The organism is Suttonella indologenes (assembly GCF_900460215.1).
Classification (GTDB): domain Bacteria; phylum Pseudomonadota; class Gammaproteobacteria; order Cardiobacteriales; family Cardiobacteriaceae; genus Suttonella; species Suttonella indologenes.
The window spans coordinates 228,526-246,576 of the sequence record NZ_UHIA01000003.1 but is presented as its reverse complement, the minus strand read 5'-3'; the positions used below and the strand labels follow the sequence as shown (position 1 = coordinate 246,576).

The 18,051-nt window shown below is 49.8% G+C and carries 22 protein-coding genes, 1 other RNA gene and 9 pseudogenes; 16 read left to right on the top strand and 16 right to left on the bottom strand.

What is annotated here, in order from left to right; genetic code table 11:
• Nucleotide 1: 1 nt before the first annotated feature.
• A complete protein-coding gene (locus DYC63_RS01570; RefSeq protein ID WP_245887983.1) occupies nt 2–1,051 on the bottom strand; it encodes a PstS family phosphate ABC transporter substrate-binding protein in 1,050 nt (349 codons plus the stop codon).
• Nucleotides 1,052–1,202: 151 nt separating this feature from the next.
• Nucleotides 1,203–1,898 carry a uracil-DNA glycosylase gene (ung, locus tag DYC63_RS01565; RefSeq protein ID WP_172459362.1) on the bottom strand — a complete coding sequence of 232 codons (696 nt, stop codon included), beginning with the start codon at nt 1,896–1,898 and terminating at the stop codon, nt 1,203–1,205.
• A gap of 632 nt (nt 1,899–2,530) precedes the next feature.
• Here ung and DYC63_RS01560 point away from each other — a divergent pair.
• Entirely contained in the window at nt 2,531–3,196 is a 666-nt protein-coding gene (locus tag DYC63_RS01560) for a YiaD family glycine zipper/OmpA-like lipoprotein (RefSeq protein ID WP_115217622.1), read from the top strand.
• A gap of 79 nt (nt 3,197–3,275) precedes the next feature.
• Nucleotides 3,276–3,386 (top strand): annotated as a pseudogene (locus DYC63_RS13610) (IS30 family transposase); the annotation flags it as partial.
• Nucleotides 3,387–3,447: 61 nt separating this feature from the next.
• Here the strand turns inward: DYC63_RS13610 and DYC63_RS13075 are convergent.
• Nucleotides 3,448–3,570: pseudogene (locus tag DYC63_RS13075) on the bottom strand (helix-turn-helix domain-containing protein); the annotation flags it as partial.
• A gap of 197 nt (nt 3,571–3,767) precedes the next feature.
• Between DYC63_RS13075 and DYC63_RS01550 the strand changes: the two are divergent.
• The gene (locus DYC63_RS01550; protein ID WP_115217621.1) at nt 3,768–4,475 is read left to right on the top strand and encodes a DUF4198 domain-containing protein; all 708 of its coding nucleotides are present in this window, start codon (nt 3,768–3,770) and stop codon (nt 4,473–4,475) included.
• 381 nt (nt 4,476–4,856) lie between these two features.
• Here the strand turns inward: DYC63_RS01550 and DYC63_RS01540 are convergent.
• Nucleotides 4,857–5,174 (bottom strand): annotated as a pseudogene (locus DYC63_RS01540) (IS30 family transposase); the annotation flags it as partial.
• Nucleotides 5,175–5,465: 291 nt separating this feature from the next.
• Here DYC63_RS01540 and DYC63_RS01535 point away from each other — a divergent pair.
• Both DYC63_RS01535 and DYC63_RS01530 read left to right on the top strand, forming a co-directional pair.
• Nucleotides 5,466–5,654 carry a ribbon-helix-helix protein, CopG family gene (locus DYC63_RS01535; RefSeq protein WP_115217619.1) on the top strand — a complete coding sequence of 63 codons (189 nt, stop codon included), beginning with the start codon at nt 5,466–5,468 and terminating at the stop codon, nt 5,652–5,654.
• Nucleotides 5,651–5,836 carry a hypothetical protein gene (locus DYC63_RS01530; protein WP_115217618.1) on the top strand — a complete coding sequence of 62 codons (186 nt, stop codon included), beginning with the start codon at nt 5,651–5,653 and terminating at the stop codon, nt 5,834–5,836. Before DYC63_RS01535 ends, DYC63_RS01530 begins: the two co-directional genes overlap by 4 nt.
• A gap of 148 nt (nt 5,837–5,984) precedes the next feature.
• Here DYC63_RS01530 and DYC63_RS01525 read toward each other — a convergent pair.
• Nucleotides 5,985–6,149 (bottom strand): annotated as a pseudogene (locus DYC63_RS01525) (IS30 family transposase); the annotation flags it as partial.
• Nucleotides 6,150–6,213: 64 nt separating this feature from the next.
• Here DYC63_RS01525 and DYC63_RS01520 point away from each other — a divergent pair.
• From DYC63_RS01520 to DYC63_RS12500, 4 genes and pseudogenes are all read left to right on the top strand, one after another.
• A complete protein-coding gene (locus DYC63_RS01520) occupies nt 6,214–6,444 on the top strand; it encodes a hypothetical protein (RefSeq protein WP_115217617.1) in 231 nt (76 codons plus the stop codon).
• Nucleotides 6,384–6,614: pseudogene (locus DYC63_RS01515) on the top strand (transposase); the annotation flags it as partial. The gene DYC63_RS01520 and the pseudogene DYC63_RS01515, both read left to right, overlap by 61 nt.
• A gap of 85 nt (nt 6,615–6,699) precedes the next feature.
• The gene (locus DYC63_RS01510) at nt 6,700–7,134 is read left to right on the top strand and encodes a hypothetical protein (protein WP_115217616.1); all 435 of its coding nucleotides are present in this window, start codon (nt 6,700–6,702) and stop codon (nt 7,132–7,134) included.
• Between the two features lie 28 nt (nt 7,135–7,162).
• Entirely contained in the window at nt 7,163–7,336 is a 174-nt protein-coding gene (locus tag DYC63_RS12500) for a hypothetical protein (protein ID WP_158008690.1), read from the top strand.
• A 10-nt stretch (nt 7,337–7,346) separates the two neighbouring features.
• On the opposite strand, the gene DYC63_RS12805 is transcribed toward DYC63_RS12500, so the two are convergent.
• The 9 genes and pseudogenes from DYC63_RS12805 to DYC63_RS01470 all read right to left on the bottom strand — a co-directional run.
• Nucleotides 7,347–7,499, bottom strand: coding sequence for a hypothetical protein (locus DYC63_RS12805; RefSeq protein WP_218564510.1), 153 nt, complete (start codon nt 7,497–7,499; stop codon nt 7,347–7,349).
• A 2-nt stretch (nt 7,500–7,501) separates the two neighbouring features.
• The gene (locus DYC63_RS12800) at nt 7,502–7,912 is read right to left on the bottom strand and encodes a hypothetical protein (protein WP_218564509.1); all 411 of its coding nucleotides are present in this window, start codon (nt 7,910–7,912) and stop codon (nt 7,502–7,504) included.
• On the bottom strand, nt 7,909–8,421 hold the full coding sequence (locus tag DYC63_RS12340; RefSeq protein WP_147284904.1) for a hypothetical protein: 513 nt from the start codon (nt 8,419–8,421) through the stop codon (nt 7,909–7,911). The genes DYC63_RS12800 and DYC63_RS12340 overlap by 4 nt, the downstream gene beginning before the upstream one ends.
• An 88-nt stretch (nt 8,422–8,509) precedes the next feature.
• Nucleotides 8,510–9,172, bottom strand: a pseudogene (locus DYC63_RS01495) (IS30 family transposase); the annotation flags it as partial.
• Nucleotides 9,173–9,228: 56 nt separating this feature from the next.
• Nucleotides 9,229–9,765, bottom strand: a complete 537-nt coding sequence (locus DYC63_RS01490) for an IS630 family transposase (protein ID WP_245888008.1) — start codon at nt 9,763–9,765, stop codon at nt 9,229–9,231.
• Nucleotides 9,765–10,067 carry an IS630 transposase-related protein gene (locus DYC63_RS01485; RefSeq protein WP_112863885.1) on the bottom strand — a complete coding sequence of 101 codons (303 nt, stop codon included), beginning with the start codon at nt 10,065–10,067 and terminating at the stop codon, nt 9,765–9,767. Before DYC63_RS01485 ends, DYC63_RS01490 begins: the two co-directional genes overlap by 1 nt.
• A 5-nt stretch (nt 10,068–10,072) precedes the next feature.
• Nucleotides 10,073–10,717, bottom strand: a complete 645-nt coding sequence (locus tag DYC63_RS01480; RefSeq protein ID WP_245887980.1) for a glucosamine 6-phosphate synthetase — start codon at nt 10,715–10,717, stop codon at nt 10,073–10,075.
• The gene (locus DYC63_RS01475) at nt 10,702–11,223 is read right to left on the bottom strand and encodes a DUF5049 domain-containing protein (protein WP_115217613.1); all 522 of its coding nucleotides are present in this window, start codon (nt 11,221–11,223) and stop codon (nt 10,702–10,704) included. The genes DYC63_RS01480 and DYC63_RS01475 overlap by 16 nt, the downstream gene beginning before the upstream one ends.
• An 11-nt stretch (nt 11,224–11,234) precedes the next feature.
• Nucleotides 11,235–11,930, bottom strand: a pseudogene (locus DYC63_RS01470) (amidoligase family protein); the annotation flags it as partial.
• Nucleotides 11,931–12,093: 163 nt separating this feature from the next.
• Here DYC63_RS01470 and DYC63_RS01465 point away from each other — a divergent pair.
• The 7 genes and pseudogenes from DYC63_RS01465 (at nt 12,094) to DYC63_RS01435 (ending at nt 16,725) form a co-directional block, all read left to right on the top strand.
• Nucleotides 12,094–12,468, top strand: a complete 375-nt coding sequence (locus tag DYC63_RS01465) for a hypothetical protein (RefSeq protein WP_115217612.1) — start codon at nt 12,094–12,096, stop codon at nt 12,466–12,468.
• A complete protein-coding gene (locus DYC63_RS01460; protein ID WP_115217611.1) occupies nt 12,449–13,363 on the top strand; it encodes a tyrosine-type recombinase/integrase in 915 nt (304 codons plus the stop codon). The genes DYC63_RS01465 and DYC63_RS01460 overlap by 20 nt, the downstream gene beginning before the upstream one ends.
• A 235-nt stretch (nt 13,364–13,598) precedes the next feature.
• A complete protein-coding gene (locus tag DYC63_RS01455) occupies nt 13,599–13,874 on the top strand; it encodes a type II toxin-antitoxin system Phd/YefM family antitoxin (RefSeq protein WP_115217610.1) in 276 nt (91 codons plus the stop codon).
• Entirely contained in the window at nt 13,874–14,200 is a 327-nt protein-coding gene (locus DYC63_RS01450; RefSeq protein WP_115217609.1) for a type II toxin-antitoxin system RelE/ParE family toxin, read from the top strand. The genes DYC63_RS01455 and DYC63_RS01450 overlap by 1 nt, the downstream gene beginning before the upstream one ends.
• A 251-nt stretch (nt 14,201–14,451) precedes the next feature.
• Nucleotides 14,452–15,618, top strand: a complete 1,167-nt coding sequence (locus DYC63_RS01445; RefSeq protein ID WP_115217608.1) for an IS256 family transposase — start codon at nt 14,452–14,454, stop codon at nt 15,616–15,618.
• Nucleotides 15,619–15,677: 59 nt separating this feature from the next.
• Nucleotides 15,678–16,307, top strand: a pseudogene (locus tag DYC63_RS01440) (recombinase zinc ribbon domain-containing protein); the annotation flags it as partial.
• Nucleotides 16,304–16,725 (top strand): annotated as a pseudogene (locus DYC63_RS01435) (hypothetical protein). The pseudogenes DYC63_RS01440 and DYC63_RS01435, both read left to right, overlap by 4 nt.
• A 419-nt stretch (nt 16,726–17,144) precedes the next feature.
• On the opposite strand, the gene ssrA reads toward DYC63_RS01435, so the two are convergent.
• Nucleotides 17,145–17,496: a transfer-messenger RNA gene (ssrA, locus tag DYC63_RS01430) on the bottom strand.
• A gap of 49 nt (nt 17,497–17,545) precedes the next feature.
• A complete protein-coding gene (locus tag DYC63_RS01425) occupies nt 17,546–18,034 on the bottom strand; it encodes a hypothetical protein (RefSeq protein ID WP_115217606.1) in 489 nt (162 codons plus the stop codon).
• Nucleotides 18,035–18,051: the final 17 nt, after the last annotated feature.

The following is an 18,051-nucleotide window of genomic DNA, read 5'->3' as shown; positions in this document are numbered from 1 at the left end:
TTCAAGGCACTGGAACATAGCCTGTTTTTTCAATCAATTCTTTGCCTTGCGGCGATTGTATCCATTGAATCAATTGCTGCGTTTCTCGGCTTTCATTGCCTAGGGTGACCGCATAGAAATCATAGGTAAAGGGATAGCTTTTATTGCGGATGTTTTCATGGTTGGGGGCAATATTGTTGATGCTGAGGCGTTTGATTTGTTTTTCCTGCACCAGTTGCGAAGAATAGAGCAGGAAGGAAAAGCCTATCGCATTGGGGAAATTGCGGTAATCCGCGACTTGGCTGATGATGCCGTCCATGCCGGTGGGAATGTCTTCTTTCGGCGCTTTCATTAGCGCGATGTCGCCCATGATTCTTTGCAGGGCGGTTTGTGAGCCGGAGTTTTCCGGACGTTGGAAGGCGCGGATAGCTTCTTTATTGCCGCCGACTTCCTGCCAATTTTTGATGTTGCCGGCATAAATTTGTTGAATTTGCGCGATGCTCAGATTGTTCACGGGATTGCTTTGATGCACGAAAAAGACAAAGGCTTCTTGCCCGATGGGATATAGCTGAAATTGCAGTCCTTTGCTGTCGGCAAGGGCTTGATGGCTTTTAGATGGGGCAGGAACAAAGATGATATCGACTTCGCCGTCTAGCAGGCGTTGATAGGCGGTGCCGGTTTTGCTGGATTGGATTAGGCGGTTCAGCTCTTCGTATTCCTGTGCCAATTGCGGCGGATAGACGGTCTGCACAAAGGCGGCATAGAGGGGATAGAGAGCGGTGGAGCCGTCTAGCACGGGCAGATTGTCTTTGAGTTGCAGATCGGCAGGGTGTTCAAGAACCGCCAGTTTGTCGGAATAGAAAGGTTCGTATTCGCGCAGTTCGAGTTCTTTTACAGCGGCGACGGCGCGATAGCGTGCATTACGCCATTCTTTTATGGCGACATAAGTCATGCCCAGACCCAGGATACAGGCGCATAGCGTGGCAATACCTTTGATGAGTCTGCGATCTTCGGCATCGAGGCTGAAGAGTATCCACAAACTGATATACAAGGCGATGAGGCTTATCGGCATTATGAAGCTAAATAAGATGTTATAGCCTATAAATATCAGCAAAATGAATAATAAAAAGCAGGCGATAACTAAGGCTATTAAGCCCAGTCCTAAAAGGATATGCCAAATGTTGTGATGGATTTTCATATGTTTTCCTGTGGAATTAATGTTGTTAAATCGCGCTTATCTGCCAGTCAATCGGCGTTTTGCCTTGAGTTTGCAGATAGTCGTTGGCAAGGCGGAAGTGGTTGCAGCCGAAGAAGGCGCCGCGGGCAAGCGGCGATGGGTGGGCGGCGGTAAGAATGCAATGTTTGTCGGCATCAATTAGGGCGGCTTTGCTTTTGGCAAAATTCCCCCAGAGCATGAAGACGAGTCCGCTGTGGGCTTGGTTTAAGGTACGGATGATGTCGTCGCTAAATTCCAGCCAGCCGATTTGGCTGTGGCTGGCGGCTTGTCCCGCAAGGACGGTGAGTGAGGCATTGAGCAGCAGCACGCCTTGCTGCGCCCAGTATTGTAGGTCGCCGTGCGCGGGAATGCGGTAGTTTGGGTATTCCATTTGCAGTTCTTTGTAGATGTTTTTGAGCGATGCCGGCACGGCAATGCCTCGCGGCACGGAAAAGGACAGCCCCATCGCTTGTCCTGCGCCGTGATAAGGATCTTGCCCGAGAATGACGATTTTTACTTGCTCGAAGGGCGTTTGTTCAAAGGCGTTAAAGATGAGGCGGTTGGGCGGATAGACGGTTTTACCCTGCGTTTTGGCATCGAGCAGGGCTTGTTTGATGCGCTGAAAATAGGGGCGGCTGAAGCAGGGATAGAGGGCTTGTTTCCAAGAGGTTTCGATGCGGACGTTGTCTGGATTGATGTGCATAGTGTGTAAAAATAGGTATTAAGAAAGAAGCTAAAGTCTAGCAAAAACCTCTTCTTTTGTATTTTTCTGCGGAGCATGTCTTGGGTAATTGTCGCTCGTATTGGGGTTGCTGCTTGTAATTATTATTTAATTATATCAATTAAATAGATTATTTTTGCGCTGCCTGCAGAAAAGATTATTGAAGATGTTTTCGTTAGAAAATAATTTATAAATCAGTGTTGTATATTTGTTTTTGCAGGATAATAGGCATTAATTATAAGTCCAACATGAGAATGGGGTAAAATGATTTGCCCTAAAGATTTATGAAGAAAAACTTAAAATATGACTTAATTTCATTTTGTTATAATATAAGATTTTTGTAATCCATGATGATACTGTGATTGCTCTTTTTTATTTTGATTCGTTTCAATAAAAAGGAAAAGCATGTTTAAAAAATTATTTGTGAGTTTATTGGTAACGTCTCTTCGATATCGGAGAGTTAGATTGAGTGAGCAGTGAAGGCGATACGGCAATTGTAGCTTAGGCTTTGATTTATTTAGTTTTATAAGTTTATTTTGGCTTTGAAAGAAAAAACTATCTTTTTCTGTTCTGTTTTCGGTATGATAGTCTTCTTTTAAACACAGGAGTAAACGATGAAGAAAGCATTAGCCCCTTTATTAATTGCCGCCTTGGTCAGCGGTTGCGTCAGTAATATGACGGAAAACCAACGCGCAGCAATCGGCGGCATGATTGGTGCGGTAGCCGGCGGTGTGACAGGTCATCAGATTAATGATAACAATGGTCGCTATGTCGGCGCGGTTGTCGGTGCTTTAGCAGGTGCGGCGATCGGTAATTATATGGATCAGCAGCAGCGTCAGTTGCAGCAGCAAATGCAGGGCACCGGCGTGAATGTCACGCGTGTGAATGAAAGTACTTTACAGCTTAATATCCCCGGAGATGTCTTATTTGCGACCAATCAATACCAAATTCAGCCGAATTTCTATCAAACGCTGAATAGCGTGGCGCAGACGATGAATCAATATCCGCAAACCGTGGTGCATGTGTATGGCTACACGGATAATGTAGGCAATGCCAACTACAATCAGGGTTTGTCTGAGCGTCGTGCCAATTCGGCGGCGCAATATTTATCTAGCCAAGGTGTGAATCCGCAGCGTATTGTAGTACGTGGCTACGGCGAAAATTATCCGCGCGCTTCTAATGCCAACGCAAGCGGTCGTCAGCAAAACCGCCGCGTGGAAATCTTTATTAAGGCGATTTCCGAGCATAATCCGCAAGCAGCCTATCAAACGGTTTACTAAGCGAAATGCGGTTTTTTCAGGCTTTGCAACAATGCAAAGCCTTTTTTATTGGGTAATAGCTTCGGGATAACGGCGAAAGTATAGTCGGAGAAGTGAAAAAGTAGTACAAGGCGGCGAGCCGCAGACAGTACAAGAGCGTACGGCAAGGCGAGCCAACGCCGTAATACTTTTTCAATTCTTTGACTATAGCGGGTAAGTGGCGGCGGCGGTGGCAAGCCCCATGGTGGTGAAAATTAGCCAAGGCAGGACACGGATATCGTGCTGCAGCTCCGTCCTAATTGTCGGGCAATCTCGGACTGTTTTTTGCCTTGAGCGAGCAGAATCATTATGCTTTCCCGTTCTAAAAGCGTAAGATGTCGGTAAGAAGCGTTCATTTTAAAGTCCTTTTTTGTTGGGGAACAAAATGATACTCTATTGTGAATGCTTCTTTTTTGTACTTGGATTGTAAATTCAGGAACAAAAAACGTAGTAAATAATAACGGTTTTTGACAAATATCAATAGCAAAATATTTACAAAAGCATTATTATTTACAAGCCAGTTTGGCATTGTTATTTTTATGGGAGATCCAATATGAAAAAATTACTTCTTGCAGCAAGCGCTGCATTAATTATGCAAGCCAGTTCCGCACATGGCGTTTGGGTAACACCTCATTTTGGTGAATTATCCGTAGTTTACGGCATGGGGGTTGCAGATGATGCTTATGAAAAGGAAAAATTAGCGTGGGTCAATGGTTATGACGAAAAATTTGCCACCAGCGAAGTCGTGGTAAGCAAAAAGCCAAGCCATAGCACCATTGATGCTAAAGATGCAGCCGTGTTAACTGTATTCTTCAATAATGGTTTTTGGGAGAAAGGTGAAAATGGTCGCTGGAAAGAAGTCGCAGAGAAAGATATCAGCAAACCAGTAGATACTTCTACTTCTCTTAAATATAACATTTCCGTATTAAAATCATATCAAGGCGAAATGAAGCCGTTTGCAGAATTACCTGTACAAGTTATTCCTGAACAAGATCCTTCAGCGGTGAAACAAGGTGAGCAGCTTGTCGTTACGGTTTATGTTGATGGCAAACCTGCTGCAGACGTGCCTGTTACTAATGATTACATCAATAATTTTGCGGAAAAACAAAAAACAGATAAAGACGGTAAAGTGACGCTGACCGTGCGTAATGACGCATTAAATGTAATTGCTGCACTGGTAAATCACCCAACGCCTGATGATGCCAAAGCGCATTTACAACGTAGCGTAGCAACCTTATCTTTCAAAGCCGCAAAAAAATGATAATTCATCATTCCTAACCATTGATTCACATCAATGCAAAAGGTACTGTTTTTCAAATAAAATTTCTTTTTTCTGCTCGTAATAGTTCGGAGAAGTGGAAAAGTAGTACAAGGCGGCGAGCCGCAGACAGTACAGATAGTACGGCAAGGCGAGCCAACGCCGTAATACTTTTTCAATTCTTCGACTATATAAGGCGGCATAAGCGGATTTGCCACAATAAACCCGCTCGGGGATATCGGTTTTGAATTCCGCATCTCCGATAAAAACAACGTCAGAATGAATTTTTTCTCTCGGAATGGCTAAGAGATCGGCAATTGCCTGATAATGTTTGTAATTTTGATGTAGCGGATTTTGAAAGCGGTATTTTTTTCCCTTGAATTATCAAACCAAGTGCAATAGTTTTTTAAAGTAGACTTCATAAGGTGTTTTCCAGCCTAAACACTTTCTCGGTCGTAGATTTAATTTGTCAACGACCGATTGAATATAATCATCGCTCCACCGGTTTATATCCTGTTGCTTGGGGAAAAACTCCCTGAGCAACCCGTTTGTATTTTCATTTGTCCCCCTTTGCCACGGCTGATGCGGCTCGGGGAAATAAAAAGCTGCGCCTAATGTTTGCGTAACTAAACTATGTTTGGCAAATTCCTTGCCTCTGTCCGGCGTAATTGACCGTAATTTATGCGGTGTAAGCAGTATTATCTGTGGCAACCTGTTATTTTAGATAGATATTTGGATAAATAACAAAGAAAAAGCAAGTAAATACTTGCATCATTTAGTAGGATAACCTATGATATGCGTATCAGCAAGGCGCTGATAAAGTAAACCCCCAGCTTTCGATGGGGGCTTAGAAAGGATTATCCGATGAATGCAGTCATCAAAATAATCGTTCTACTAACGCTACTGATGCTGTCGCAAACAGCTTGGTAACGAGAACGGGTGAGGCAGCCGCCTCACCTCTTTCAATCATAGCAAATAAATAGGGAAAAGCAAATGGCAAAAACACGCAATCAAATACAGGCAGAAAGCGATGCACGGCGAGATGTCAAGCTAAAAGCCTTTAAACTGCCGATAGCCGTCGTCGAGGAATTCGAGCGTATCGCCACAGAGCAAGGCTTGGCAAATAATGCCTTATTTATCGCCGCCCTAGAAGCCTATAAAAAACAAGAGAATATAGCATGAACCTTTATCAGCAGTTTAATCAGCTTTTTGCCGCTCACCCACGCGCCACGGCAAAAATCACGGGCAATCGCGGTGGTGGTGTGCTAGTGGCACAAACGCCCAACGGCACGGAGGTTATCTTGCACGGCAGCGCCGAGACGGGAAAACCGTCTATTACGATGTGGCGACAAAAGAGGTGCTGAGCGAAGCGCCGGCGGTGGTTTATACTGAGTTTGGGGTATAGTTTTTGCGCGTCTTTTGTTTGCAGCAATGCAAAATTAATGCGTGCTGCGCTTAATATTCGATGCAAAATTAACGCGCGGAAAATGCAAAAATGCGCCGCGCCTTACATATCATCGCCTCTTTCACCAACAATGCTTTTTTGCCTGCAATCTTTTTCACCAACTCAAAACGGCTTTTGCGTTCCGTCAGAGTAAGCAAACAGGCACCGCCTGCGACACCCAATACCGTATCCGCTTCCCAATGTCCGAAACGGCTGCGGTTTTGAGCTGAAATCCCAGGTAGTGTTCAAAAAACTGTGTCACTCCCATAAACTATCCAGAAAACAAGGAATGACATTATGCAACACTTTGACTTTAACGAAGCTTTAAAAGCCATCCAAGCAGGTAAGCCCATCACAGGCAGTGATGGGGTCCTAGCCCCGCTTATTAAACAACTTACTGAAGCAGCTTTATCAGCTGAAATAGAAAGTTATCTTGGGCAGAATCTCAATAGTAATAACCGCCGTAACGGTTACAGATTTATACCACCAATACGGTTGAAGCGCTGCATCGCCAGTTTCGTAAGTTGACTAAAACTAAAGGTGCTTTCCTCAATGAAAACAGCTTGCTTAAATTACTGTATGTGGCTATATTAAATGCCGGTGAGAAATGGACAAGACCTATCAACAATTGGGGACAAACTATGATGCAGTTGTCTATCCATTTCCCCGGGCGCTTAGATAAGGTGATGAGCCTTTGATTGAACTGACATAGATTTCTGAACGCCCTCGTTCGAGGGAAAGGTCGAGCCGTGTAAGTATATTCTGATTGATGACACTCTCACGATGGGCGGCACACTTGCGGCATTACGTGGGCATATCAATAATAATGGAGGCCAAACCATCGGTATGATGGTCATATGCGCTCAGCAACGCTCATTGCAACTTGCGCCAAGTAAAGAAATTTTGGATAATATACGCTCCAAGCATGGTAACGATATAGAAGAATATTGGAACAAGGAATTTGGTTATGGCATCAGTGAACTCACCCACTCAGAAGCAGAGCACGTTCGATCAATCCCGAATGCTCACAGCCTCAGAACTCGAATCACTCAAGCAAAATATGTGGGCGGCATCCAGTTGGATAAAGGAGCAGCCACTTCCGAAGAACAAAAAGCGATTTCGCTTGCCCGCATAACAAAGTCTCTTCAAGCAATACCCTATAGCACCAAAGAACCATTAGCAAAGATCCGCGAGCCTAAGCGCTCCTTATCAAGGTAATTACCCAGTCCGGAAACAGCAAACTAGAATGGAATCGAAAAAATCACACAATCCAAAGTCAGACACGCCTTTGCCGCCACTGATGTTAACTCCATCCGAAATCGAATCGCTCAGGCAAGACTTGCAGCAGGCGTCCAAATGGATGCGCCAGCAGCTGATCGAGGAAGAGCAGAACCTATCAAAGAAGAATTTAAGCCGGTAATACTGGATTATCAGTGTTTGAGAGACTGCTTTTTGTTTTGACCAATATCAACACCAAGTGTGTTTGCTTGGCGAGCCATATAAAGCTTTTGTGCGCTGCTAATCATTGATTTACGTGCATCGATAATCTTTTTTTCGTCGTCATCTAGGCGCGATTTGTCCATATTCACCAAACGCGCAAAATGGCTTTTGAAGCTTTGGCGTGCTTCGTCCAAGGGCAAACACCCCTTTGGCGATTTTTAAGTAAGCTGTGCGCTTCATCTACAGCTTTATACTTCTGAGGGTCATCAACAATAGCCAAATGCTTTTGTATTACGCTCATTTCGTTAATCGCTGCTTTAAGGCTTCCTTCCATAATCGTACTATTACTGTGTCGCTCCAAGTCATTGGTAATAATTTCCTTTTCAGTGGAAATCATATCTTGCAAATCACCTGATTTAGCAACTTCTTTAATATGGTTTAGTAGCCTCTGACGCGAGGCAGCCAGTTTTTTTGCTGAGCTAGTAGCTTTCAAATTTACCATTGCCGTGTCTTCCACGGCAAGAAGACGAATTAGCTTTTCTCGATTATCGCTCACACACTACGCTCCAACCATCCTTCTCCTAGCTCCCGATCTGCGTTGGTTGTATCAATATTATATTTACGCATAAATTCCACACCAAGCGCTCGCTTGATCGTTTTTAATGCTGTGGTAGGCATCTGTGCAGCAGCCAGCCAACGCCAAGCCAAATCTTCATCCCCGGCATCACCAGCTTCCATTGATTCAGCCAAACAGACAGCATTCATACCACCTTCTTGAAATAGCGTTTCACGCTCTTCAGCAGATAAGAAACTTTTACTTGGATAACGTTGATTCATTTTCTCAGTTTGTTCAATCATATCTATTCCTTTTGTTTTATAACGACCTGACCAGTCTTTCCTCAAATCTCTATCGGCATTCGACGTATCAAAACCATGTTGGCGGATAAAGTAAGCACCATACCAAAGAAACCGGCTCAATACTGCAAAAACATAGATTACAGAAAATTTAACAAAATATCGCGATTTTGCCCTGAAATGCCCAAAATAGCCAAAAATGCAGGTCATAGGTCAGGAAAGTAGTTACATCAGTTACAGGATTGAATTATAGAAACTTGAATTGTCAAACCAAGTGCAATACTTTTTTAAAGTAAACTTAATAAGGTGTTTTCCAGCCTAAACACTTTCTCGGTCGTAGAATTAATTTGTCGACGACCGATTGAATATAATCATCGCTCCAACGGTTTATATCCTGTTGCTTGGGGAAAAACTCCTTGAGCAACCCGTTTGTATTTTCATTTGCCCCCCTTTGCCACGGCTGATGCGGCTCGGGGAAATAAAAGGCTGCGCCTAATGTTTGCGTAACTAAACTATGTTTGGCAAATTCCTTGCCTCTGTCCGGCGTAATTGACCGTAATTTATGCGGTGTAAGCAGTGTTATCATCGCCTCTTTCACCAACAATGCTTTTTTGCCTACAATCTTTTTCACCAACTCAAAACGGCTTTTGCGTTCCGTCAAAGTAAGCAAACAGGCACCGCCTGCGACACCCAATACCGTATCCGCTTCCCAATGTTCGAAACGGCTGCGGTTTTGCGCTGAAATCGGGCGTTCCTCCAATGTATGCGAAATCGTGATTTTTCCACGCTTTTCAAGATGATTTTTTCTCCGCCTTGTTCTGCCTTTATGGCGTAATTTTCGGCTTGCTTTGCCTTCGCCGATATCCAGCCAACCTTGATGAATCGCGCGGTAAATCGTATTGAAACTGATTGATAAATCAGATTTTTCAAATTCTAAGCGCTTACTGAGCTGTTCGGGCGACTACTTGCCGTCCAACACCTTGCTTTGCACCAAATGACGATATATAGTCAAGGAAATCAAAAAGAGTTACAAATCCACAAGAAGTAAAAGAATAGTTTATCGATGCAATTTAATCGCCAATCCTTGCGTTTACGTTTAAGCCAAGCCCACATTTTCTCGATTGGGTTCAGATCCGGACTGTATGGCGGCAGCCATAAAATATGATGTCCCGCATCTGCAATAAGCTCTTGGGTATCCTGTCTTTTGTGAAAGCTGGCATTGTCCATAATAATGACGCTGTTTTCAGGCAATTGTGTTAACAGCAATTCTTCTACCCAACAATGAAATACATCACTATTAATACTGCAATCGTAAAGCCCTACCGCAAACAACTTGTTCTTATGTATTGCCCCAATAGCATTGCTTTGATTCTTGAGTTGCCAGTTGTACTTTCCTAAACAAGGACAGCCTTTGTGGGAATAGCCGTAAGCTCTGTTCTCATGAGATTTAAAGCCGCTTTCATCTAAGTAAATCAGGGTTCTGTCTTCAGCTTCAAATGCCGCTAACTGCTTAAGAAATAATAGGCGCTGTAGTTTGTCTGCTTTCGGATGAATTAAGGTCTTTTTTTTCGAGTAATGCCGACACGTTTTAATGCTATGGCAATAGCTCTGTCGCTACAGTTAAAGCGTCTTGCCCGTTCATAGCAATAGTCATCAGGATAAGCTTGGACGTCAGCCATTAAAGCTTCATTATCGATTTTTGCCGGTTTGCGTTCGTACTTCTTGCGTTCTATGCTTTTCTTCCAACGTTGAATAGTTGTTGCGCTGAGTCGATATTCTTCAACAAGCTTTCTGTAGCTATGACCTGATGCCAGCTTGTTCAATATCATTTGTCTGTAATCTTTTGAGTATGCCATAAGTTTTAGTGTAACTGTTTTTTGATTCCTTGACTATAGAGCACCACCCGGTGCTGGCGGTGGATGCGCAGGCAGAGTGGCTTGTTGCCCTTGAGCACGGTGATGGTGCCGGGGTCGAGGCGTGAGGTCAGCACGGCGCTCATTTGGCCGCGACAGAGGGCAAGCGCCTTCTTCAGCCCCTCCTGGTCGATGGGGCCTTCTGGTGCGAAGCGGTCGGCCAGACGGAAGATCAGCTCGCTGTCCACCTCTGCGTAGCGCGGCAGCCTAAGGCGGCGGAACAGATAATCGGCGTTGTAGATGGTGCCGTTGTGAGTGCCGATGACGATCCCGGCCCGGATGGGATGGTTGTTGCGGTTGTTGAACTCGTTGCCCCGGGTGCGCCAGCGGGTATGTCCCATGAGGATGGTGGTCTCGTTGTCGACCTGTCCGAGCAGCTCCTGGAACGGCTTCTCGTAGACCAGCTCGTGCGCCCGCATCGGCCGCTTGAAGATGCGGTGGCTGCCGTCTGTCTTGAGCCAGGCGAGACCGGAGGCGTGCGGGCCGCGCTCCTCGCTGTGTAGCAGCATGCGGATGAAGAGCTCGCACAGGTAATCCCGCTCGTCGGGCCTCCTGCGCTTGCGGCCGAAGATGATGCCTACTTGTCCGCACATGGAGCCGGGTCCTCCTTGCCGCCGAAGTTCTTGCCGAGCGGTCTCGTCCCCTCGAGGACGAAGGCCGCGTATTCGCGCCGGTGGTCCGCCAGCCACTCGGCCACATCCGGGTAGCCCATCTCGGCGGTCAGCCGGGTCACCTCCGGGTGATCGAGCATGTTGGTGCGCCCGGATAGCCGCACCGTCTCCAGGGCTTCGAGGAAGCGTTCCGGCCAGGGATCGCTGGCCTTGTCGTCGGGCAGGAACTCGATCAGGCCGTGCCGCGCCAGACGGGTGAGAAACTCGGCGGCCGCAGCGGCTACTTCCTCCGGCAATGGCTGGGGCGGCCCGCCTTCGATGCCGGAGAGCACCTCGGTCATGTAGTCCCGGGGCGCTCGGCTGGCGGTGAACGGCGTCTGGCCGCGCATCAGCTCGACAACTTCGAGGCAGTCGGCGGCTTGCAGGGTTTCCCCGCTGCCGGGGATCGGTTCGCCGTCCAGCGTGGTGGAGCGGATCAGAATCTTCATGGGGCACCTCCTTAAACAGTGAGGACGGGAACTTGCCCGGCCTCGTTGGTGAGAGTGGTAGTTTCGGTTTCGTCCGGAAGGACGTCCTCCGGTTTGGGCCGTCCGTTCTTGAAGGCGGCGTCGCCGGGCATGTTGGTCATCAGATGTTTACGGGCGGTCTTGAACTCGTCGCCGATCAGGCCGAGGTGGAGCAGGAAGACCCGGAAGTCGTACTTGGCGCTCTGGGGGTCGAAATCCCGCTTGCGACTGGAAGCGGCCCGGCCGTTGAGCGCCTTGGCGGCGACGGCGAGGCAGAACTGCAGGTAGGCCTTGATCCGTCCCGCGTGGAGGGTCGCCTCGAACCAGCGGAACTCCACCGTGCCCCGATACCAGACGTTGTGCAGGTTTACCCTGTGGTAGCGGTTGTTGTCGTAATGCTGGGGCTGGCGGTTGTGGTAGCCGTACCAGATGCGGTTGAGTCGGTCGCGGCTGATGCCGAGGGCGTGGAGAATCAGCGGTTCCTGCTTGTAGATGATCTTGGCCAGGTTCCCCAAGTGCCTGCCGTCGAAGGGTGCGGCGTCGATGTGGATGTGAATGCCGCACTGGCTGTTGATCTTGCCTCCGACGCGGCGGATGGCCCGGACCACCTCCTGCAGTTGTGGGATATCGTCGTAACCGAGCACCGGGCTGACCACCTCGGCCCGCAGATGGGCCGGGACGCTGGTCAGGCGGCTGATCGAGGGCATTCGCGGCAAGCTCGAAGCGGACGCGAAGCAGCCGGACATCACCTGGGCGAGCGTCGGCTCCCTCGACCACGTCGAGGAACTGCTGCGGGAGCTGGACGAGTTCCTGTCCTGAACACACCGGGCCACTGATAAAGGAGACATCGACATGATCGAATGCACCGTGCATCAAGCTGCCGAGGCTTTCATCGGCTACCTGCGGGAATCCGGAAAGAAAGAGCGGACCCTTTATACCTACCGGAAGGATCTCGACGTGGTTGAGGTCTTCTTCGGCGCGGATCGCCAGCTCGCAGAGATCCGGCTTCCCCAGGTCGGCAAGTTCTACAAGTCGGATCTGCTGCTCAAACTGCCCGACGGCAAGGACCGGGCCGAGCGCACCATTGCCAAGACCGTCCGGGTGTTCCGCATGATGATGGTCTGGGCCAGAGAATCGGGGCGCATCGAGGAACTGCCGCTGCCCAAGAGCACGCCCATGGGCCACAGCCGGGTGAAGGAGTCCAGCGATAAGCAACCGAACGGCTGACCTCGACCTGACGGGCGCAACGGAGGCGTTCTGTGCCCGCTTGTCGGCCGAAGGACGCTCCCCGGCGACCATAGCCGCATACCGCCGGGATCTCGCCCTGGTGGTCCGCGTGGCCGGGGAGTTGGATCCGGGCATCGTCTGCCGGGAAGTCACGGCCGGGCTCCTCGACCAGGTGTTCTCCGTTGATGCGGTCACCGAGAGTGAGCGAGGCCCATGCTCGGCGGCCTCGCTCCATCGGATGAAGGCGGCGGTGCGGGCCTTTTTCGCCTGGGCTGTCGAGGCTGGCGTGGTCGATGACAATCCGGCCCGGTCCATCCGCATGCATCGGTTACCGAGAAAGCTGCCGGTTTTCCTGACCGCCGCCGAAAAGAAACGTCTGCTCAAGGAGCTCAAGGGGCGGACCGAGTTCTCCGCGCTGCGCGACCGCGCCATGATCGAGGTGCTGCTGAGCACCGGGATCAGGCTTGGCGAGCTGGCCGCGCTCGACATGGATGACATCGACCTCGACGCCAAGCATCTGCGGGTGCGGGCCAAGGGGAATGTGCCGCAGGTCAAGTTCATCAAGACCGACCCCCGCACATTGCTGCGCCGTTACCTGGCCGAGCGTCGTCGACACGGCCGCCCGGAAATGGAAGCCCTGTTCCTGTCGAACCGGGACGGCAGACTCTGCCAGCGGCAGATAGCCAACCGGCTCGCTCACTGGCTACGGAAGGCCGGGATCGAAAAGGAACTGACGCCGCACGGGCTGCGGCATACCTTCGCCACCCACCTCTACGGCGCGACAAATGACCTGCTCGTGGTGCAGCGGGCCTTGGGGCACCGGGACGTGTCCACCACCCAGATCTACACCCACCTCGTGGACGGTCAGCTCGAGGAAGCCCTCGAGCGCCTTTGATCCTTCCGGACCCGACGATGGGAGCGGCCTCGGCTGTTCCTGTCTGGCAAGGGTTTGGCGTGCGGTGGTCATCCACCGCAAGAGACAGCGGTGATCATCGCACCACCGCAAAAGAAAAGGACGCCCGAGAGCGTCCTGCATGATTTTCCGAGCCACCGCTGAGGCGACTCGAGCGTTTCAGATTGACAGTTGACCTGTTTTCGGACTATATTTGGTCATGCAAAGGAGGATGGATATGAAGCTATCGAGCCAAATCAAGCCGATCAGTTACCTGAAAGCCCATGCCGCAGAAATCGTGCGCAATCTGTCGGGGCAAGGAGAACCCCTGGTCATTACTCAGAATGGCGAAGCCAAGGTCGTGATGCAGGACATCGAAAGCTATGAGCAAACCCAGGAAACCATGGCCCTTCTGAAGATTCTCGCGCTCGGCTCGCGTCAGATCGAGGAAGGCAAAGTCCAGCCCGCCGGTGATGTCATTCAGCGGCTTCGAGACCGGAGCAAGAGTCGCTGATGGGTTTCCAGGTATATCTGACCGACGATGCGTCACGTGATCTGGAGGAATTGTACGACTATATCGACTCTCACGACGCGCCGGGAAAAGCGGATTACGTTCTCGATCAAATAGAGAAAGCCTTTTCGAGCCTCTCCGAGAACCCGGAACGAGGAGCCTATCCGAAGGAACTGCTGACCATCGGGCTTCGCGAGTACCGTGAGATTTTTTTCAAACCCTACCGCATCATTTACCGGGTCATGGCCGAAAATGTCTATGTCTTGGTGATTGCCGACGGCCGCCGCGATATGCAGACCTTGCTGCAACGTCGTCTATTACAGGCATAACTCTCCAGTTCTCCTTCATTTCCCCCTGTTCGCCCTAATCCAATACTCGAAGTTCTTGGTGTGGGCGTTGCGCTGCCGGTCGATGTCGAACCCGGCGTCCCGGATGACGTCCAGGTCGTTGCTGATGCGCCGACCGAGCTGGCGGGTGATACCGCCCCATAAAGTGTGTCTGATGAGAGGCAAAAGAAAAGGTCTCTCAAATTTTTGTAAGAATGTTTTAGCAAACGCAATCCAAAAAAGAGAGAGACCCTATGAACAGTTTACAACTAAGCCCAAAGCAGCTACAAGAAATTTGTCATGATTTTACCAACAAGCCCAATGGCATCAATACGCTACTATCTATTATGTTGAACAGCTTGATGAAAGCCGAGCGCAAGGACTTTTTAGTCTCAAATCATTGCCATGGTAATAAAGCTAATGGCTACCGAAGTCTACGCGGACTGGGTATTGGTGAGCAGATTGAGTTAGCGATTCCTAGAGATCGTTTAGGACAATTTAAACCTCTTCTGCTAGAAGTCATGCGTGAGCAGCAGGATATGCTGAATGAGCTGTGTTTTGAGTTATATGCCAACGGCTTAACTACCCGTCAGATCGAAGGCATTACTGAAAACATCTATGGTAAAAAGCTTTCCAAAAGCGCGGTATCACGCATCACCGAAAGCCTGTATGAGGATATGAAAGCCTTTCGAGAACGACCGCTAGAGCCTCATTATCCCATCATCTATTTGGATGCCACCTACGTCAAAACCAAACGTGAGACCGTCTCTAGCGAAGCGTACTATGTTGTGCTCGGCGTGAAGCTGGACAAAACCCGCGAGGTGCTCGGTATCTACAACGCCCCCACAGAATCTGCCGGCACTTGGGACAGCATCTGCCAAGACCTGAAAGAAAGAGGGATACAGCGCATTGAGTTAGCTATCATCGATGACTTGAAAGGGCTGGATCAGAGGATTGAAAAACACTTTGCCTGCCGCATACAAAAGTGCGTACTGCACCTGAAAAGACGCCTACTCAGTCAAAGCAAAACCAGCCATAGAGCGGAGCTGGCACAAGATTTAAAAGACGTCTTCTGTGTGGGCAAACATGACAGTTTATCGGCATCTACTGAACGTGCTAAAGCCTGTTATCAGAAATGGAAGAAATACTACCCGCAAGCTCTTGCCATATTGGCTGATAAGGACAAGCTAAGCTACTATTTAACCTATCTGCATTATGAAAACGAGGTACAAAATATGATTTACACCACCAATCAAATTGAGCGGTTGAACAAATCCTTTAAACGCACTTTAAAGATACGCAACAGCATGCCCAATGTAGATTCTGTATTAACGCTGATGAGTAAAACTGCTATTGATATGGGTGAAACAACTTACCGTTACCCATTGAGCCGTTTTGCAGATTCATTACTTTTTAGCTAAACTGCCTATGCTGACTTTCTTGCAAAAAGACACACTTTTTGGGACGGTATCCAACAACGGTCAAGGTATCCATGGCCAGAACCAAAATGGTCGCCCCGCTGAAGGGTGTCATCCGCTGCGGCCACTGCGGCTGCTCGATGGGACCGACCTACGCCCGCAAGAACGGCCGCCACTACACCTATTACATCTGCCAGAAGGACAGCAAGCGGACCGTGAGCCGGTGCCCGCTCAAACGGATTCCCGCCGGAGACATCGAGCAGGCGGAGCGGGAGCGGCTGTTCAAGCAGAAAGCCCAACTCGAGATGGAGCTGTCGCAGGCGAGGGAGCAGGCACTCGAACTGATGAAACCCAGCAGCGATCAGCCGGGCAAGGCTGAGATGCTCACGACCGTCAACCGTCAGGCGGTCGAGCTCTCGAAACAACTGACGCACGTGAGCGAGCGCTGCAGAGCCTACCAGGGGAACAGCATCACGGAGCAGGATGTCTCGGAGGCCTTCCAGAATGTCGAGGGCTTCTGGGAAGACCTTTTCCCGGTGGAGCGAAACCGGCTCATCCGTCTCCTGGTGGACAAGGTGGAGATCCGGGAGACCGGAATCGATATGGAGCTGCGCACCAACGGGCTGACAACGCTCATCGCCGAGCTGGCCGGTCTGGCATGCGAAGTCACTGAACGGAGAGCAAGCCGATGAAAATGAAGCCGACCATTACCGTAGCCGACAACGGCAACCTGCAGTTCCACATCCCGATGCTGATCCGGCGCATGCGTGGCCGCAAGACGGTCATCGCTCCCCAGGCCCTGGATGGAGATATCCCCGGGGCGCAGGAGCCGGTGCAGTCCGCCGTCCTCCAGGCACTGGCAAGGGCCTTTTCCTGGGCCGACATCCTCGAATCCGGCCAGATCAAGTCCATCAGCGAGCTTGCCCGTACCCTCGACGTCGATGGCTCGTATGTGGCCGCATCCTCAAGCTGACGACTCTGGCCCCCGACATCGTCGAAGCCCTGATCAACGGTGAGGAACCCAACGGGCTCTCGCTGGCCAAGCTGACCCAGACCTTTCCCGAGGACTGGGCCGAGCAGCGCCGCCAGTTCGGCTTCACCACCGACTGACGACCGAACCGGAGACCACCCCAGAGAGCCGACCATCAGCGTCGGCTTTTCTTTTTTAGGGCTTTGGAAACCGGAGTTGACCACGCTTCTTTTCACGGCCGAAGCGGACGATTTCGAAAAAAACGTCCGGTTGCGGCATCGAGCGATGACCTAAGACAACCGCCAAAAACGGCAACAAGCCGCAAACCCATATCAATCAAGGATGTAGCTTCCCGGACGAGCTTCGGACTTGGTCCGGAGAAAACAGAGAATCAGGGGCCAAACAGAGAAAGAAAGGCGGGAGGATGGGGAGAATCGATGGTGCGGAGAGGTGCTTTGGAAAGATGTGAAACGGGCGCAACCCCTTTAGAAACAAGGTGAAAAAGAAAACCCGTCACCCCGGAGAATGACCCCAGAGAGACGGGTTTGTCTTTTCTAATTGGTGGAGGCGGGGGGATTTGAACCCCCGTCCGCGAATCCTCAACTTTCGGTACTACATGCTTAGAGCCATTAATTAAAATTTAGCCTTCAAGCAGCCAATGGTCAGGCATCTTTCCGGCGATTCCGCTAAGTTTAACCCTTATGCGGCGGACGCACATAAGAGCGATTCTGCTGAGATGTCGTTCAGGTCAAAAACGCAGACTTTTTCGGCTGAACGTTAGCGGGGATTAAGCCGCTAAAGCGTAGTTGTCGTCGTTTGCAACTATTGTGTTGAAAGGGTTTTACGAGGTTCTTTCATCCTCGACATGCACCTAGAGCCTTGCAATCCCCGTCGAATCCAAGAACGCCCCCGGTAAGTCGCGTATTCTAGCATAGTTTGCGGTTGTGGCAATTCTTAAATTTATAAGGGTGAGGGACCGGTGGAAGGTGTCCAAGGCTGACGGCGGTAGGCGTCTTCGCTGTAGTTGTAGTCTATGACACGCCCGTTGGCAAGGGAGATGACGACTTGTAAATTACGGTTTTCTTCGCGCGTGGTCATGCTATTGGCTGCAATGGCACCGCCGGCTGCCGAACCGATCATGGTGGCAATGGCTTGTCCGGAGCCGTCGCCGACTTGATAGCCTAATGCGCCGCCGGCAATACTGCCGATAAGTCCTGCAATGGGTTGTTTGATTTGATCGTTTTGGCTGTAGCGATAAAGCAGGGTACGGGTGCCGTTTCGCATATCGGTATGGACGGCAACCGGCTCGCCGAAGGTTTGGCGGATTTCTTGTTCGGTGGTGAGGTGGCGGGTGATGCTTTGTACGCTGTTATAATTGATTTCTTTTCCTGCTTGGCAGGCGCTGAGCAGAAGAGCGCAGGTGAGTGTGACAATGTGTTGTTTTTTCATAATTTTGTCCTGATTGT

What these genes read in the sequence shown, in the direction of transcription:
- DYC63_RS01480 (WP_245887980.1), bottom strand. Translation starts at nt 10,717, where the DNA reads ATGTGCGGACAAGTAGGCATCATCTTCGGCCGCAAGCGCAGGAGGCCC.
- DYC63_RS01455 (WP_115217610.1), top strand. Translation starts at nt 13,599, where the DNA reads ATGAAGCTATCGAGCCAAATCAAGCCGATCAGTTACCTGAAAGCCCAT.
- DYC63_RS01560 (WP_115217622.1), top strand. Translation starts at nt 2,531, where the DNA reads ATGAAGAAAGCATTAGCCCCTTTATTAATTGCCGCCTTGGTCAGCGGT.
- DYC63_RS01445 (WP_115217608.1), top strand. Translation starts at nt 14,452, where the DNA reads ATGAACAGTTTACAACTAAGCCCAAAGCAGCTACAAGAAATTTGTCAT.
- DYC63_RS01485 (WP_112863885.1), bottom strand. Translation starts at nt 10,067, where the DNA reads ATGGCATACTCAAAAGATTACAGACAAATGATATTGAACAAGCTGGCA.
- DYC63_RS01535 (WP_115217619.1), top strand. Translation starts at nt 5,466, where the DNA reads ATGGCAAAAACACGCAATCAAATACAGGCAGAAAGCGATGCACGGCGA.
- DYC63_RS01570 (WP_245887983.1), bottom strand. Translation starts at nt 1,051, where the DNA reads ATGCCGATAAGCCTCATCGCCTTGTATATCAGTTTGTGGATACTCTTC.
- DYC63_RS01520 (WP_115217617.1), top strand. Translation starts at nt 6,214, where the DNA reads ATGCAACACTTTGACTTTAACGAAGCTTTAAAAGCCATCCAAGCAGGT.
- DYC63_RS12500 (WP_158008690.1), top strand. Translation starts at nt 7,163, where the DNA reads ATGGAATCGAAAAAATCACACAATCCAAAGTCAGACACGCCTTTGCCG.
- DYC63_RS01510 (WP_115217616.1), top strand. Translation starts at nt 6,700, where the DNA reads ATGGGCGGCACACTTGCGGCATTACGTGGGCATATCAATAATAATGGA.
- DYC63_RS01465 (WP_115217612.1), top strand. Translation starts at nt 12,094, where the DNA reads ATGATCGAATGCACCGTGCATCAAGCTGCCGAGGCTTTCATCGGCTAC.
- DYC63_RS12805 (WP_218564510.1), bottom strand. Translation starts at nt 7,499, where the DNA reads ATGGACAAATCGCGCCTAGATGACGACGAAAAAAAGATTATCGATGCA.
- DYC63_RS01550 (WP_115217621.1), top strand. Translation starts at nt 3,768, where the DNA reads ATGAAAAAATTACTTCTTGCAGCAAGCGCTGCATTAATTATGCAAGCC.
- ung (WP_172459362.1), bottom strand. Translation starts at nt 1,898, where the DNA reads ATGCACATCAATCCAGACAACGTCCGCATCGAAACCTCTTGGAAACAA.
- DYC63_RS01530 (WP_115217618.1), top strand. Translation starts at nt 5,651, where the DNA reads ATGAACCTTTATCAGCAGTTTAATCAGCTTTTTGCCGCTCACCCACGC.
- DYC63_RS01425 (WP_115217606.1), bottom strand. Translation starts at nt 18,034, where the DNA reads ATGAAAAAACAACACATTGTCACACTCACCTGCGCTCTTCTGCTCAGC.
- DYC63_RS12340 (WP_147284904.1), bottom strand. Translation starts at nt 8,421, where the DNA reads ATGACCTGCATTTTTGGCTATTTTGGGCATTTCAGGGCAAAATCGCGA.
- DYC63_RS01450 (WP_115217609.1), top strand. Translation starts at nt 13,874, where the DNA reads ATGGGTTTCCAGGTATATCTGACCGACGATGCGTCACGTGATCTGGAG.
- DYC63_RS01475 (WP_115217613.1), bottom strand. Translation starts at nt 11,223, where the DNA reads ATGAAGATTCTGATCCGCTCCACCACGCTGGACGGCGAACCGATCCCC.